General features: G+C 71.7%; 12 protein-coding genes. 4 read left to right on the top strand and 8 right to left on the bottom strand.

Going from position 1 to position 15,438, the window contains the following annotated elements; translation table 11 throughout:
- Nucleotides 1–48 precede the first annotated feature (48 nt).
- The 6 genes from ACQ143_RS04780 to ACQ143_RS04805 all read right to left on the bottom strand — a co-directional run bounded on the left by ACQ143_RS04780 (nucleotide 49) and on the right by ACQ143_RS04805 (nucleotide 8,600).
- Nucleotides 49–3,444, bottom strand: coding sequence for an error-prone DNA polymerase (locus ACQ143_RS04780; protein WP_449569539.1), 3,396 nt, complete (start codon nucleotides 3,442–3,444; stop codon nucleotides 49–51).
- Entirely contained in the window at nucleotides 3,444–5,063 is a 1,620-nt protein-coding gene (locus ACQ143_RS04785) for a DNA polymerase Y family protein (protein ID WP_449569540.1), read from the bottom strand. The genes ACQ143_RS04780 and ACQ143_RS04785 overlap by 1 nt, the downstream gene beginning before the upstream one ends.
- Nucleotide 5,064: 1 nt before the next feature.
- Nucleotides 5,065–5,796, bottom strand: coding sequence for a hypothetical protein (locus ACQ143_RS04790; protein ID WP_449569541.1), 732 nt, complete (start codon nucleotides 5,794–5,796; stop codon nucleotides 5,065–5,067).
- Nucleotides 5,797–5,887: 91 nt separating this feature from the next.
- Complete coding sequence (locus tag ACQ143_RS04795; RefSeq protein ID WP_449569542.1) at nucleotides 5,888–6,385, bottom strand: HNH endonuclease; 498 nt, start codon at nucleotides 6,383–6,385, stop codon at nucleotides 5,888–5,890.
- A 311-nt stretch (nucleotides 6,386–6,696) separates the two neighbouring features.
- A complete protein-coding gene (locus ACQ143_RS04800; protein ID WP_449569543.1) occupies nucleotides 6,697–7,389 on the bottom strand; it encodes a M23 family metallopeptidase in 693 nt (230 codons plus the stop codon).
- Between the two features lie 503 nt (nucleotides 7,390–7,892).
- Nucleotides 7,893–8,600 carry an iron dependent repressor, metal binding and dimerization domain protein gene (locus tag ACQ143_RS04805; protein ID WP_449569544.1) on the bottom strand — a complete coding sequence of 236 codons (708 nt, stop codon included), beginning with the start codon at nucleotides 8,598–8,600 and terminating at the stop codon, nucleotides 7,893–7,895.
- Between the two features lie 99 nt (nucleotides 8,601–8,699).
- Here ACQ143_RS04805 and serC point away from each other — a divergent pair, with 99 nt between their 5' ends.
- Nucleotides 8,700–9,818, top strand: a complete 1,119-nt coding sequence (serC, locus tag ACQ143_RS04810) for a phosphoserine transaminase (protein WP_449569545.1) — start codon at nucleotides 8,700–8,702, stop codon at nucleotides 9,816–9,818.
- 36 nt (nucleotides 9,819–9,854) lie between these two features.
- Here serC and ACQ143_RS04815 read toward each other — a convergent pair whose 3' ends face one another.
- Both ACQ143_RS04815 and ACQ143_RS04820 read right to left on the bottom strand, forming a co-directional pair.
- The gene (locus tag ACQ143_RS04815; RefSeq protein ID WP_449569546.1) at nucleotides 9,855–10,967 is read right to left on the bottom strand and encodes a DUF3027 domain-containing protein; all 1,113 of its coding nucleotides are present in this window, start codon (nucleotides 10,965–10,967) and stop codon (nucleotides 9,855–9,857) included.
- Nucleotides 10,951–11,334 carry a cold-shock protein gene (locus ACQ143_RS04820; RefSeq protein ID WP_449569547.1) on the bottom strand — a complete coding sequence of 128 codons (384 nt, stop codon included), beginning with the start codon at nucleotides 11,332–11,334 and terminating at the stop codon, nucleotides 10,951–10,953. The genes ACQ143_RS04815 and ACQ143_RS04820 overlap by 17 nt, the downstream gene beginning before the upstream one ends.
- A gap of 104 nt (nucleotides 11,335–11,438) precedes the next feature.
- Here ACQ143_RS04820 and ACQ143_RS04825 point away from each other — a divergent pair, with 104 nt between their 5' ends.
- The 3 genes from ACQ143_RS04825 (at nucleotide 11,439) to ACQ143_RS04835 (ending at nucleotide 15,237) form a co-directional block, all read left to right on the top strand.
- Complete coding sequence (locus tag ACQ143_RS04825; protein WP_449569548.1) at nucleotides 11,439–11,714, top strand: multidrug ABC transporter ATPase; 276 nt, start codon at nucleotides 11,439–11,441, stop codon at nucleotides 11,712–11,714.
- 1 nt (nucleotide 11,715) lies between these two features.
- Nucleotides 11,716–13,431 (top strand): helicase-associated domain-containing protein, encoded by a 1,716-nt coding sequence (locus ACQ143_RS04830; RefSeq protein ID WP_449569549.1) that lies wholly within the window; start codon nucleotides 11,716–11,718, stop codon nucleotides 13,429–13,431.
- A gap of 162 nt (nucleotides 13,432–13,593) precedes the next feature.
- Complete coding sequence (locus ACQ143_RS04835; RefSeq protein ID WP_449569550.1) at nucleotides 13,594–15,237, top strand: DNA repair helicase XPB; 1,644 nt, start codon at nucleotides 13,594–13,596, stop codon at nucleotides 15,235–15,237.
- The last annotated feature ends 201 nt before the right edge of the window (nucleotides 15,238–15,438 follow it).

The following is a 15,438-nucleotide window of genomic DNA, read 5'->3' on the forward strand; positions in this document are numbered from 1 at the left end:
CAGGTGGGCGCGTGTTGTAGGGAACCTACGAACGGGGTGCCGGACGGATCAGCGGAAGTCGCGCGAGCGGTGCTGCACACCGACCCGCAGGTCGTCGAACCGGTCGGCGAGGAGGTTCGTGACGCCCTCGGGTGAGCGTTCGAGCAGCCCCCGCGCGATGAGCGCCGGCGAATCGCGCAGCACGCGGCGGTACTTGTTCCACACCCCCACCGAGCAGATGACGTTGACGAGCCCGTGCTCGTCTTCGAGGTTGAGGAAGGTGATGCCCGACGCCGTGGCCGGCCGCTGCCGGTGCGTCACGAGCCCGGCCACCTCGACCCGGCGGCCCGTCTCGTGCCCGCGCAGCTCGGCCGAGGTGAGCACGCCCCGCGCATCCAGCTGCGCCCGGTAATGGACCAGTGGATGGTCGTCGGTCGAGATGCCCGTCGCCCACAGGTCGGCCGCCAGCACGTCATAGCTCGACGGGTCGCCGAACAGCGGCGGCTGCACCGACACCAGCGAGCCCTCGAGGAACTCGATGCGGTCCTGCGCGGCGTCGCCGGCCAGCCAGATGCCCTCGCGCCGGCTGATCCCCAGGCTCTCGAACGCCCCGGCGGTGGCCAGTGCCTCCAGCTGCGCCGTCGTGGTGCCGGTGCGGCGCGTCAAGTCGCGCAGGTCGCGGAACGGACCGTGCGCGTCGCGCTCGGCGACGATGCGTTCGGCGAGGGGTTTCCCGATGCCGGTGACCGCGGCCAGCCCCAGTCGCACCGCGAACGCGCCGTCGCGGCGATGCGCGGCCGACTCGTCGGGGGCGTCGATGTCGAACGGGGGCACCGGCGGCTGGTGCCGGTGGGTGCACGCGTCGCGGCCGGTGGCCCCGGCATCCCCTCCCGCCTCGACCGGCTCGAGCCCTGCCTCGACCCCGGAGGCGTGCAGGTCGGGGCGGCGCACCTGCACCCCGTGGCGGCGGGCGTCGGCGACCAGAGACGCGGGCGAGTAGAAGCCCATCGGCTGCGCGCGCAGCAGCGCCGCCAGGAACGCGGCCGGGTAGTGCAGCTTCAGCCACGACGACGCGTACACCAGCAGCGCGAACGACAGTGAGTGGCTCTCGGCGAACCCGAAGTTCGCGAACGCCTGGATCTTCGCGTAGATGTCGTCGGCCACGGCGCCGGTCAACCCGTTCTCGGCCATGCCCTCATACAGTTTCTGGCGCAGCGACTCGATGCGCTCGATGCCACGCTTGGAGCCCATCGCGCGGCGCAGTAGATCGGCATCCTCCCCCGTCAGTCCGCCGACGGCCATGCCCATCTGCATGAGCTGCTCCTGGAACACCGGGATGCCCAGCGTCCGCTCGAGCACGGGCTTCAGCTTCGGGTGCGCGTACGTCACCTTCTCGCGCCCCAGCTTGCGCCGCACATACGGGTGCACCGCCCCGCCCTGGATGGGCCCGGGCCGGATCATCGCGATCTCGATCACCAGGTCGTAGAACCGGCGCGGCTGCAGCCGCGGCAGCAGCCCCATCTGCGCCCGCGACTCGACCTGGAACACCCCGATCGAATCGGCCCGGCACAGCATGTCGTAGACGGCGGCCTCCTCCTTCGGGATCGTCGCCAGCTCCCACCGCTCCCCGGTGGCGTCGGCGATCATGTCGAAGCAGTACTGCAGCGCGGCGAGCATGCCCAGCCCCAGCAGGTCGAACTTCACCAGGCCCATCCAGGCCGCGTCGTCCTTGTCCCACTGGATGACCGTGCGGTTCTCCATGCGCGCATGCTCGATGGGCACCACCTCGCCCACCGGCCGCTCGGTGAGCACCATGCCCCCCGAATGGATGCCGAGATGCCGCGGCGCCTTCAGCAGCTCACCGGCGTACTCCAGCACCCGATCCGGGATGTCGTGGTCGGCGGTCTCGAACTGCCCGTCCCACCGTTCGATCTGCTTCGACCAGGCATCCTGCTGGCCCGGCGAATGCCCCAGCGCCCGCGCCATGTCGCGCACCGCGTTCTTGGGCCGGTACTGGATGACGTTGGCCACCTGCGCCGCGCGCTCGCGCCCGTAGGTCTGGTACACCCACTGGATGATCTCCTCCCGCCGGTCGGAGTCGAAATCCACGTCGATGTCGGGCTCCTCCTCGCGCAGCGCCGACAGGAACCGCTCGAACGGCAGCCCGTAGAAGATCGAGTCGACCGCCGTGATGTCCAGCAGATAGCAGACGGCACTGTTGGCCGCCGATCCCCGCCCCTGACACAGGATGCCGCGCCGCCGCGCCTCCTGCACGATTCCATGCACGATGAGGAAGTACCCCGGGAAGTCCTTCTGCTCGATCACGTCGAGCTCCCGCTCGATGCGGGCGCGGCCGGCATCGTCGAGGTCGGGATACTTGCGCGGCACCGCCTGCCACACCAGCTGCCGCAGGTGCGACATCGGCGTGTGCCCGTCGGGCACCGGGAGCTTGGGCAGCGCGGGCTTGACCCGCCGCAGCGGGAAGGCCAGCTCGTCGGCGAGGGTCACGGTGCGGGCGATCGCGCCGGGGTATCGGCGGAACCGGCGCTGCATCTCCTCCCCTGACCGCAGGTGCGCGCTCGCGTGCGCGGGCAGCCACCCGTCGAGCTCGTCGAGCCCGCGGCCGGCGCGCACGGCGGCGACGGCGGCGGCCAGGTGCACCCGCTCGGGCACCGCGTAGTGCACGTTGTTGGTCGCCAGCACCGGCAGGCCGCGGTCGCGGGCGAGGGATGCCAGCAGGTCGTTGTCGCGGGAATCGGTGGGGTTGCCGTGGTCGGTCAGCTCGACGTTGACCGCATCGGGGCCGAACAGTCCGACGAGCCGGTCGAGTTCTTCGGCGGCGGCCTGCGGGCCCCGGTCGCGCAGCGCCTGCCGGACCGCGCCCTTGCGGCAGCCGGTGAGGATCGCCCAGTGCCCGTCGGCCTGCGCGGCGAGCGCGTCGAGGTCGTACACCGGGCGGCCCTTTTCGCCCCCGGCCAGCTGCGCGTGGGTGATCGCCGAGGCGAGCCGGTGGTAGCCCTCCTCGCCGCGGGCGAGCACGAGCAGGTGCGAGCCGACCGGGTCGGGCTGCCCGTTCTGCGGCGCGGGCAGGTCGAGCGACAGCTCGGCGCCGAACACGGTCTTCACCTGCAGCTTCTCGGCCGCCTCGGCGAACCGGACGATGCCGTAGAACCCGTCGTGGTCGCTGATGGCCAGGGCGTGCAGGCCGAGCCGTTCGGCCTCTTCGGCCAGCTCTTCGGGCGAGGAGGCCCCGTCGAGGAACGAGAACGACGAGTGCGCGTGCAGTTCGGCGTACGGCACGACATCGGCGGGGCGGGTGATCTCGGGTGGCGTGTACTTTCCGCGCTTGCGCGACCAGGCCGGGCTGTCGCCGCCGTTCGCGCCGGGCGGGGCGGACGGGGGCCGGCGGTCGCTGAGCAGCCGCTCCATCTGCGCCCACGACACCGACGGGTTGTTGAAGCCCATCAGTCGTACCTCCCCTCCACGTGCCAGACGCCCTCTTCGCACACGAGCAGCCACGCCGTCTGCCCGGCATCCACCATCTGGAACCGGTGCGCCCGCCGCGCGCGCGTGGGGTCCCACCCCCGCTCGAACACCGGCCAGGGCCCGGCCCACGTCTCGATCCGCCGTGACCGGCCGCCGTGCAGCAGGCTCGCCGGCGGTGCCGTGAGCTCGCCGCGGTGGTCGACGGCGACCATGTCCCCCTCGGCGTCGACCACGTCGATCGCGAGCGGGTCGGCGAACACGGTCGACGGCAGCGGGTCGGGCAGGCTCCCCGGCCACGGCCGCTCGCGCGACCGGGTGACGGCCCGGTCGCCCCACGGCACCATCACCTGCCGTTCGGCCAGCCACCGGCCCCCGCCGATGGCGGGGGTCACCACGCCCCGGTGCCCGAGCATGGCCTGCACCCGCGAGAGCGCATGGTGCACGCGCTCTTCGGGGCCGGAGCCGAACAAGGTCGCGACGTGGTGCGCGGCGGCGTCGACGGCCTCGGGCTCGATGCGCACCCGCGCGACGGCGCTGCGCAGCCGGGTCGGACCTGACAGGCCCTGCTCGGCCAGCTGCCACCGCACCCGGTCGACGATCGCGGGCGCGTCGAACGTGCCGGGATGCAGCCACACCCGTTCACTGTGGTCGCCGCGGTCGCCGGTGAGCACGACCCGCAACTCGGTGCACACGAGGTCCACGGCGCCGAGTGCGGCGATGAACTCGTCGGCGGTGCGGCGCATGCCGAACGCGACCTGGTCGGCCAGCTCGAGGGGCGGCTCGAACGCGACCTCGCGGTGCAGCTCAGGCGGCGGGGTGCGCGGCGACACTGGGCGCGAGTCCCGCCCGGCGGCCAGGGCGTGCAGGCGGGCGCCGCGCGGGCCGAACCGTTCGACGAGGCGCTGCGGGTCCATCTCGGCCACCTGGCCCAGGGTCTGGATGCCCAGCCGCGCGAACAGCTCGACCACCTCGTCGTCGAGCGCCGTCACCGGCAGCGGGGCCAGGAACGCGGCCGACTGCCCGGCCGGCACCACCCGCACGGGGTCTTCGCGCCGGGTGCCCACGCGGGCGGCCTGCTCGGCCGAGAACGGACCGTCGGCGATGCCGACCCGCACATCGGGGGCTTCGAGGCCGGGCCCTGCGAGACCGGCGTCGGTGGGGCCGGCGGGCCAGGGCGCCGGCAGCGCATCGACCAGGGCGTCGCGCAGCACGATGGCGGCGGCGGCCTCACCGCCGTAGTAGCGGGCCGGGCCGCGGGCGTGCACGGCGCACAGGCCGGGCCGCACGAGCTGCACGCCCGGCGCGTGTTCTTCGAGCCGGGCGACCAGCGGCGCGAACACCCGCTGGTCGCGCACCGGGTCGGCGTCGGCGACGATCAGCTGCGGGCACCGGGCCTGCGCGTCACGGCGCCGCTGACCCCGGCGCACGCCCTCGGCGCGGGCGGCCGGCGAGCATGCGGTCACGGCGCCCTTCTCGAACACCGCGATCGGTTCGTTCGCATCGGGCGGGTCGTCGCCGTCGCGCGTGACGGCCACGACCGGCCAATCCGGCACCCACACCACGAGGCTGCGGGTGGGTGCGGCCTCGAGGGTGCTCATCTCACCCCACCGCCCGCATCCGCGTACGCTCCGGCGCGTAGGCCGGGGCGCCGCGCTCCGGCATCCACTCGCTCGCCTGTTCGAGCGTGCCGTCGGGGGCCGGCAACAGCATGCGGCCTGTGCGCGGCATCGGGAACCGGCGGCTGGACACGGTGACGGTGAGCTCGCGTTCGGACAGCAGGCCGTAGCCGTCGCCGAGCCCCGACCAGTGCGGGTCGGCGACGTCGATCATCGCCTCGGTCTGCGGCCACGGGCCCTGCACGAGCAGCACCGAGCCCCGCTCGCGCATGCGGGCCGCCAGGCGCGAGACCTCCCCGTCTTTCGCCCGCTCGGGCGGACGCACCGCCACCACCGGCAGGGCGTCGGCGATGGTCGCCGCCACGGCCAGCCAGCGCGGCCCGGGCTCGGGGATGAGCACGAGGCGCGACAGGTCGACCCCGGCCTTCTCGGCCGCCTCGGCGCCGAAGCCGGGCATGCCGATCACGCCGCACCACGAGCCGTTCTGCGACGGCTGGGCCAGCAGGGCGAACAGCAGCGACATCGACCGGCCCAGCGAATACGACGATCCGGGGCGCAGCCCCCGGCCCGGCAGCAGCTGGGCGAGCACCGGGTGGGTCGGCAGCACCGGGGCGTCCATGCGGCGCCCCTGCACGCGCTCGAGCTGGGCGCGCAGCCGCTGCACCTCTTGCAGAGTGGAACTCTGCGCAGTGGCATCCCGCACGATCGACCTCATCCAGACAGGATAGAACTGATGTTCTATATCCTCAATATGACGAGTTCGAAGATACGCTCGGGGTCCGACATCGGTCCCGCGGCGGCGGAGCTCAGGCGGCGAGGGCCAGGTACGGCTCCCACACCGGGTCGGTGCGCTCGGTGCCCCGCACGGTCCACTGCACGCCGCGCGGCGGTAGCGGGGTGATGCGCAGGGCCCACCGCATCTCCTGCGGGGTGCGGTCACCCTTGAGGTTGTTGCAGCGCAGGCAGCACGCGACGAGGTTCTCCCACGAGTCGGCTCCCCCGCGCGAACGCGGCAGCACGTGATCGATCGTGGTCGCGCCCGACCCGCAGTACGCGCAGCGGTGTCCGTCGCGGCGCAGCACCCCGCGCCGGGTGACCGGCACCCGACGCGCCCCGGGAATGCGGACGTAACGGGTCAGCAGGATCACGGCCGGGCGGTCGTACACGTCGCGCGCGCCCCACACCGGGTCGTCCTCGACCCGTTCGATGACGGTGGCCTTGTCGTTCATCACGAGCACCAGTGCCCGTCTGAACGACACGACGGCCAGGGGTTCGTATCCTGCATTCAGCACCAGAGTGCGCATCGTTTCCTCTCGAACTGCCGTGACGGCTTCAGCGGTTGTTCGGTTCGACGCACGCGCTCAGCGAGCGGGAGTGGGGACGGAAAAAGGCGCTGTCACACGGACAGCGCCTTGATTCCACGACGAAGCACGTCGCTTCCACGATGCCGAAGGACGTGTCGACCGAGCGCATTCACGGTTCGAATGCGTGGTAGAACATCCATCGGCTTCCCCCTCGACTTCACGCGAGCGTCGGGTTCAGGGTAATGCATGCCCCGGACAACGAGGGCCGAACGGCAGGTGAAGGATGCCGCGTGTCGGCGCCGCGGGCCGGGTCAGCCGGCGTTGGCCTGCAGCCAGCGCTCGGCGTTCTGGTACGCGCCGCCCACGACGATCTCGAGGTGGAGGTGCGTGCCGTAGGCGCGACCGGAGTCGCCGACCTGGCCGATGAGCTGGCCGGCCGAGACCGACTGGCCGACGGTCACCCGGCGGGTGCCGTAGCTCATGTGCGCGTAGAGCGAGGTGACGCTCTTGCCGCCGATGTTGTGGGCGATCTTGACGTACACGCCCCAGCCCGGGCCGCTCTCGCTCGAGGAGACGACGACGCCGTCGGCGATCGCGTAGATCGGGGTGCCGCGGCCGGCCATGTAGTCGGTGCCCTTGTGGCCGGCGTACGGGGTGCCGAAGTTGTTGAACGAGGCGAGCGGACGCACGACGTCGCCCGAGGCGGCGATCGTCAGCGGCACGGCCATGTTGACCGAGGCGGAGCTGGCGCGCGAGGAGATCCGGGCGGCGAGGGCGGCCTTGGCGGCCTCCTCCTGCTTCTTCTTCTTGATCTCTTCGGGCGTGGTGGCCGAGTAGCTGTCACGCTGCAGGGCCTCGGGGGTGGCCTCACTGGCGACGACGAGCGACTGGGCGTTCTCGGCGGCGACCTGCTGCACGGTGATCGGGTCGGCCGAGGCGCTGCCGTCGGCGGCGACGACGGCCGGGATCGCGACGGTGGCGACCAGGCCGGCGACGGCGGTCACGGTCAGGAAGCTGCGCACGGGGTGCGGGCGGGCGCCACGGGCGGTTCGCGATGCCGAACGGCGGGCGGGGGTCTTCGCCGCGGGGCGACGGATGAGACGGCGGGCACGCTCGCGTCGGGCGAGACTCGTCGTATCGGTTTCGGGTTCGTCGATAGACGAATCGTTCACTTCAGCCAAAAGGTCCTCCGGCGCCTCCGCGCCCGAAGGCACTGGTTCGTCGTACTCGGTGTCGGGCACAGATGTACGGGCTTCACCACACGAATGACGAACCGATGAGGCAACTCGTGCGGCGGTCCTGCGGCGGGCTTCTCGCCTTCGGACCATCCGAGGCTACCCGAAAGTAACGAATCTGTCACGCTACCCAGGTATCACCCGGCGTGTTCGCACCTCTTTGTACGGTCGCGCGCGGGCGCGCTGGCACGGTCACGCGCGGGCGCGCGGAGGACGCGCGCGGGCGCGCTGGGCACGGTTGTGCGCGGGCGCGCACGAGGACGCGCGCGGGGTCAGACGCGTTCGCGGGCCTCGACGAGGAACAGGTGCCCGGCGATCTCGACCGGCAGCTCGAGCGCCTCGTCATTGCCGTCCATCTGCACGAGCACGTAGCCCTCGCTGAAGCGGAACTCGCCCGTCGCGCCGGGGACGACTCCCGCGCCGCGCAGCTGGGACAGCAGCTCGGGGTCGACTTGCACGGGCTCGGCCAGGCGCCGCAGCGTGCCGGTGATGGGGCCGTCGGCGGCCTCGAGCGCCCGCACCAGGCCCACGACACCCTCGTCGAACGTGCGCGCGGGCACATCGCCGAGCTGGTCCAGGCCCGGGATCGGGTTGCCGTACGGCGACTCGGTCGGGTGGTCGAGCAACTCGAGCAGGCGGCGCTCGACGAGCTCGCTCATCACGTGCTCCCAGCGGCAGGCCTCTTCGTGCACGTACGCCCAGTCCAGTCCGATGACATCGCTGAGCAGGCGCTCGGCCAGACGGTGCTTGCGCATCACGTCCACCGCCTTCTGGCGACCGGCATCCGTCAATTCGAGCGTGCGGTCGACGCTGACGACGACCAGTCCGTCGCGCTCCATGCGGCCGATGGTCTGCGACACCGTCGGGCCGGAGTGGCCCAGACGCTCGGAGATGCGCGCACGCAGGGGGACGATGCCCTCCTCCTCGAGTTCGAGGATGGTGCGCAGGTACATCTCGGTGGTGTCGATCAGATCGGTCATATCGTGCCTCGATGCGCAGGTGAACAGTGGTTCTCAAGCCTATCGGCTCACTGTGACATGAGGATCGGCGGGCTCCGGCGGGCGTCCTAGAATCGAACAATGGCCCACGTGACGCTGCCCCGAGAGATCCTGCCCGCCGACGGACGATTCGGCTGCGGACCCTCGAAGGTCCGCGCCGAGCAGCTGGAGTCGCTGGCCGGCCCCGGCTCGGTGCTGATGGGCACCTCGCACCGCCAGTCGCCGATCAAGACCCTCGTCGGCCAGGTGCGCGCGGGCCTGTCCGACCTGCTGCGGCTGCCCAACGGGTACGAGATCATCCTCGGCAACGGCGGTTCGACCGCGTTCTGGGACGCCGCTGCGTTCGGCCTCATCGAGAACCGTGCGCAGAACCTCGTGTTCGGCGAGTTCGGCGGCAAGTTCGCCAAGGCCGCCGCCGCGCCGTGGCTGACCGCGCCCGACGTGCGCAAGGCCGAGCCCGGCTCGAGCGTCGCCGCCGAGCCGGTCGAGGGCGTCGACGTGTACGCGTGGCCGCACAACGAGACCTCCACGGGTGTGGCCACCGGCATCCGCCGCGTCGCCGGTGACCCCGGCGCGCTGACCGTCATCGATGCGACCAGCGCCGCCGGCGGCATCAACTTCCAGGTGTCCGAGGCCGACGTCTACTACTTCGCGCCGCAGAAGAACCTCGGCTCGGACGGCGGGCTGTGGTTCGCGGCCGTCTCCCCCGCCGCGATCGAGCGCATCGAACGGATCGCCGCGTCGGGCCGCTACATCCCCGAGTTCCTCAGCCTGAAGAACGCGGTCGACAACTCGCGCCTGAACCAGACGCTGAACACGCCGGCGGTGGCGACGCTGCACCTGCTCGACAAGCAGCTCGAGTGGATCAACGGCAACGGCGGCCTCGCCTGGGCCGACGCGCGCACCACCGAATCGTCGAGTGCGCTGTACACCTGGGCCGAGGAGCGTGCGTTCGCGACGCCGTTCGTCGCCGACCCCGCCGACCGTTCGCCGGTCGTGGTCACCATCGACTTCGATGAGAGCGTGGATGCCGCGGCCGTGGCATCCAGCCTGCGCGCCAACGGGATCGTCGACACCGAGCCGTACCGCAAGCTCGGCCGCAACCAGCTGCGCATCGCCACGTTCGTGTCGATCGAGCCGGACGACGTGCGCAAGCTCATCGAGTGCATCGACTACACGGTCGAGGGGCTCAAGGGCTGAGCGGACGGGGCCGAGGGCGCTGCTCAGCAGCGCTGGTCAGCCACGGGCGCGACGGCTGAACCGGCCGAGGAAGCCGCGGCGCCCGGACTGCCGGGTGCCCTCGTCGCGCGCACCCGACGGCTCGGTGGACTGGTCGCCGTCGGAGCTGTCGTCGTCAGAGTCGTCGTCGTCCGAGTCCTCATCGTCGTCATCGTCCGAGTCGGAATCGTCGTCGTCGGAGTCGTCGTCCTCGTCGGCGTCGTCATCGTCGGAGTCATCGTCGTCCGAGTCGTCATCGTCGTCCGAGTCGTCGTCGTCGTCCGAGTCGTCGTCGTCGTCCGAGTCGTCATCGTCGTCCGAGTCGTCATCGTCGTCCGAGTCGTCATCGTCGTCCGAGTCGTCATCATCCGACTCGTCGTCCGAGTCGGCATCGTCGTCGTCATCGGAATCGTCGAGCACGTCGATGTCGACGCCGTCGACGTCGCCGGCGTGCAGGATCGACGAGCCGTCCTCGTCGAAGTCCGACGCGTCGAGGTCGTCGAGGTCGTCGAGCTCCTCGGAGTCGTCGTCCGCGTCGTCCGCGCCACCGGTGCCGGCCTCGGCCTGGGCGGCCTGGGCCGCCTGGTACTCCGCCAGGCGCACGGCCCACGGCACCCACTCGGGGGCCAGCAGCGCATCCTCGCCCGGCAGCAGTTCCACCTCGAGCACGGTGGGCTCGGCATCCTCGACCACCGCCAGACTCACGGTCCAGAACCACCCCGGGTAGCCGTCGAGCTTGTTGTGGAAGCGCAGCGACACGACGCCGTCGTCCTCGACCGTGTAGCCGGCGGGCTCGCCCACGGTCGCGACGGGCGTCACCTCGTGCAGCGCCGCGCGCGCCAGATCGTGCGCGTTCAGCAGCCGCTCGTCCGGAACGACGGTCGCCTGCGCATCCGCAGCATCCGATGCCGCACCCTGCTCGTCCGCGGCCGTGTCGGCGGGCTCACCGGCGTCGAGTGCCTCGGTCGCCTCGACAGACTCGGGCTGGTCGACCGACTCGGTCGTCTCGGTCGCCGCGACAGACTCGGTCGCCTCGACAGCTTCCGGCTGCTCGACAGACGCGGTCGCGTCGACGGCCTCAGTCGCCTCGACAGGCTCGGGCTGGTCGGCGGACTCAGGCGTCGAGGTCATCGGCAACCTTGCGCAGGATCGCGGCGACCTTCTTGCCCTGTGCTCCGCTCGGGTAGCGCCCGTGGCGCAGGTCGCCGCCGATGCCGTCGAGCAGCTTCACGAGGTCTTCGACCACGACGGCCATGTCATCGGCCTTCATGCGCGTCTTCTTCGCGAGGCTCACGGGAGCATCGAGCAGCCGCACCGAGAGCGCCTGCAGTCCACGACGGCCGTCGGCGACACCGAACTCGAGCCGCGTGCCGGTCTTCACCGTGGTGGTGCCGGCGGGAAGGGCGGTGGCGTGCAGAAAGACATCCTGGCCGTCATCGCTCGTGATGAAGCCGAAACCCTTCTCTTCGTCGTAGAACCTGACCTTGCCGGTGGGCATCTGAACCTCGCTGCTATGACCCGCGTGCGGGCGCTGTCGTACCGGAGCCGATTAGCCCCACCTCCAAGACTACGGCACGCCACGGACGCACTAGGCTGGAGCGGATGAGCAAGAAGCCTGCGGGTGTGGACGTCCCCGTACGACGCGTCGACCGCATCCTGGCCGCGATGGCCCTCGGGTTCATGATCCTCTCGGTCATCTGTTTCGCCGCGATCATCATTGGCTCGGCCACCGGCATGGACCACGTCGACTTCGGGCAGGGCATCTGGCCCGTCGTCGGCACCCTCGTCTACATCGCCCCCGTCGTCGGGTTCGTGCTTCTCATGATCGTCCTCATCTCGACCTTCGTGCGAAAGGCGCGAGCCAACAAGGGCCGCTGACGTGGCCGCCTCCGACGCCCGGGCGCTGGCAGGTCACCTTGCCGCCCTCGACGACGAGGCCCTGCAGCGCCTGTTCACCGAGCGGCGCGTCGCCGGCAGCGTGAACTGGGCCGACTGGTTCGACGCTGCCGACGCCCTGCTGCAGTCCCCCCTGCTCGACCGCGGCTTCGCGACCCTGACCGCCGCCGAGGTCGCCGCGTTGCAGCGTGCGATCGACGACGACGCGCCCGTGCCTGCGCCGCTGCGCGACACCCTGCGCGACCGCGGCTTCGTTGCCGACGACGGCCGGCCCTTCCGCGCTGTCGCCGACGCCTGGCCCGCGCCGGTCACTCCGTCCGGCGCCGCCGAGCCCGCGGCATCCACCCCCGAATCCGACGAGGCCGCCGCCGAGCGCGTGTTCTCGACCACGGCCGCCCTCGCCGACATCCTGCAGCTGACGGTCACCGTGCCACTGGGACGCATCGGGTCGGGCGCAGTGTCGGCCGCCGATCGCCGTCGCCTGGTGGATGCCGGGGCCGCCACCGACCCGGACGAGGCCGACGGGCTGATCAGCATCGCCGCCACGGCGGGCCTGCTGGCACCCGCCGACCGGGCGTGGCTGGTCACCGAAGCCACCCACGACTGGCTCGTCTCCGACACCGTCGCCCGCTGGCAGAGCGTCGCGGCCGCGTTGCGCGCGGCGCTGCCCGCCGGCATCCGCGCGTCCGACGGTGGGTGGACCGACCCGCGGGACTGGCCCGGGGCGCATCCGTTCGACCCGGCCTGGCCCGAGCAGGCCGCACGCCTGCGGGCACTGCTGCGACGCTGGACGATGATCGGGCCCGACGGCGTGCCGGCCGGGTGGGCGGCACCGGTGGCGCACGGCGGCGAGGTGGATGCCGCGGCGCTGCGTGCCCTGCTGCCGCCCGAGGTCGACCGTGTCTACCTTCAAAACGACCTCACCGCCATCGCCCCCGGCCCGCTCGCCCCACCGCTCGACCTGCGCCTGCGGTCGATGACCCGCCGCGAATCCCGCGCCCAGGCGTCGACCTACCGGTTCACCGCCGAGTCGATCGACGCCGCGCTTACCGGCGGGGAGACCGCGCAGTCACTGCGCGCGTTCCTCGAAGAGCTGTCGCTGACCGGCGTGCCGCAGCCGCTGGCCTACGAGATCGAGCGCGCCGCCGCCCGGCACGGCACGCTGCGCGTCGGACCCGACTGGACCGGCCGCACCCGTGTCTCCAGCGACGATGAGGCCATGCTGCGCACGGTCGCCGTCGACCAGACGCTGCGCGCGGTCGGCCTCGTGCCCGACGACGCGGGACTGACCAGCCGGAGCAGTCCCGAGACCGTGTACTGGATGCTCGCCGATGCGCGCTACCCGGTCGTCGCCGTGGATGCTGACGGCCGGCCCCGACGGTTGAATCGCCACCGCATCGCCCCGACCCCGGATGCCGGTGACGCCGCGCCCTACGCGCCCCTGATCGCCCGACTGCGGGCCGCGCACGCCGAGGACGCCGACGCGGCGTGGCTGGGCCGCGAGCTCGAGCAGGCTGTCCGCGAGCGCGGGATCATCCAGATCGTGGTGCGGCTGCCGGACGGCTCGACCCGCGAGGTCACCCTCGAGGCGACGGGGCTCGGCGGCGGCCGCCTGCGCGGGCTCGACCGCTCCGTCGACGTCGAGCGCACGCTGCCGGTCTCGAGCATCACCGAGGTGCGCCACCTCGACGGCACTTGACCGGGGGGGGTTTGAGGCGCCGAGTTCGGGCTTCGACGACGAAACACACGGGGTGCGCAGGGGTCTCGGCGCAGAATCCCGGACTCGGCGAAAGTGCCGCCGCAGGGCGTGGATGCGGGCGGTCGAGGCCGGGTGGCCGTCGCCCCGGTAGAATGGTCCGTTATGGCTGACGGCCCCCTCATCGTCCAAAGCGACCGCACCGTCCTGCTCGAGGTCGCCCACCCGCAGGCCGAAGACGCGCGCCACGAGCTGGCGATCTTCGCCGAACTGGAGCGCGCGCCCGAGCACATCCACACCTATCGCATCACGCGGCTGGGGCTGTGGAACGCCCGCGCGGCCGGCCACGAGGCCGAGGACATGCTGGCCACACTCGACCGCTGGAGCCGCTTCCCGGTGCCGCCGTCGGTGGCGATGGACATCCGCGAGACGGTCGGCCGCTACGGGCGCCTGGTCATCGAGCGCAACGCCGATGGCGAGCTCGTGCTGCGCTCCACCGATCCCGCCGTGCTCGCCGAGGTCGCGCGCAACAAGCGCATCCAGCCGCTGCTGGTCGGCCACCCGACCCCCGACACGCACCTGATCGACGCGTGGGCGCGCGGGCAGATCAAGCAGGAACTGCTCAAGATCGGCTGGCCGGCCGAAGACCACGCCGGCTTCACCCCCGGCACGCCGCACGAGATCGAGCTGCACGAAGACGGCTGGACCCTGCGGCCCTACCAGCGCAAGGCCGTCGACATCTTCAGCGAGGGCGGCTCGGGCGTCGTCGTACTGCCGTGCGGCGCGGGCAAGACCCTCGTGGGCGCCGCGGCCATGGCCGAGACGAAGACCACGACGCTCATCCTCGTCACCAACACGGTCAGCGCCCGGCAGTGGCGCGACGAGCTGCTCAAGCGCACGTCGCTGACGCCCGAGGAGATCGGCGAGTACTCCGGCCAGGCCAAGGAGGTCAAGCCGGTCACGATCGCGACCTACCAGATCCTCACCGCCAAGCGGAAGGGCCAGTACGCACACCTGGCGCTGCTCGACGCGCTCGACTGGGGCCTGATCGTCTACGACGAGGTGCATCTTCTCCCCGCCCCCGTGTTCAAGCTGACCGCCGACCTGCAGGCGCGCCGCCGCCTGGGACTGACCGCGACGCTCGTGCGCGAGGACGGCCGCGAGGGCGACGTGTTCAGCCTCATCGGGCCCAAGCGCTTCGATGCGCCGTGGAAGGAGATCGAGGCTCAGGGCTTCATCTCCCCCGCCGTCTGCTACGAGGTGCGGGTGGACCTGCCGGCATCCGATCGTCTGGAGTACGCCGCGGCCGCCGACGACGAGCGATACCGGCTGGCCGCCACCGCGCACGCGAAGATCGATGTCGTCCGCGACCTCGTGGCCCGGCACGCCGGAGAGCAGATCCTCGTGATCGGGCAGTACCTCGACCAGATCGAGGTGCTCGCAGAGGCTTTGGATGCCCCGCAGATCACCGGCGCGACGCCTGTGGACGAGCGTGAGGAGCTGTACAGCGCGTTCCGCGAGGGGCGCATTCCGGTGCTGGTCGTCTCGAAGGTCGCGAACTTCTCGATCGACCTGCCCGAGGCGTCGGTGGCGATCCAGGTGTCGGGCTCGTTCGGGTCCCGGCAGGAGGAGGCCCAACGCCTCGGCCGCCTGCTGCGCCCGAAGACCAGCGGCCACACCGCCAGCTTCTACACGCTCATCGCCCGCGACACCGTCGACCAGGACTTCGCCCAGAACCGCCAGCGGTTCCTCGCTGAGCAGGGCTACAGCTACACGATCCTCGACGCCGACGAGCTGCGCGCCGCCTGACGCTGGGCCACGCGGAGTGCCGCGCGCGGCGCGGCACGCGGGCGCAACTTGGCGCGTATGAGGATATGACCACCGGCGGTCTCAAGTGGTCAGTGCAACACGCGCTATGTGTGAGTTCAGTGTTTCAGATGGGGTGTGGAAGCCGAGGACGGCGCGGGGGCGGATGTTGAGGAGACGCTGGGTTTCGGCGAGGTCGGCGTC

The sequence above is a fragment of the Microbacterium pollutisoli genome, from assembly GCF_053586795.1.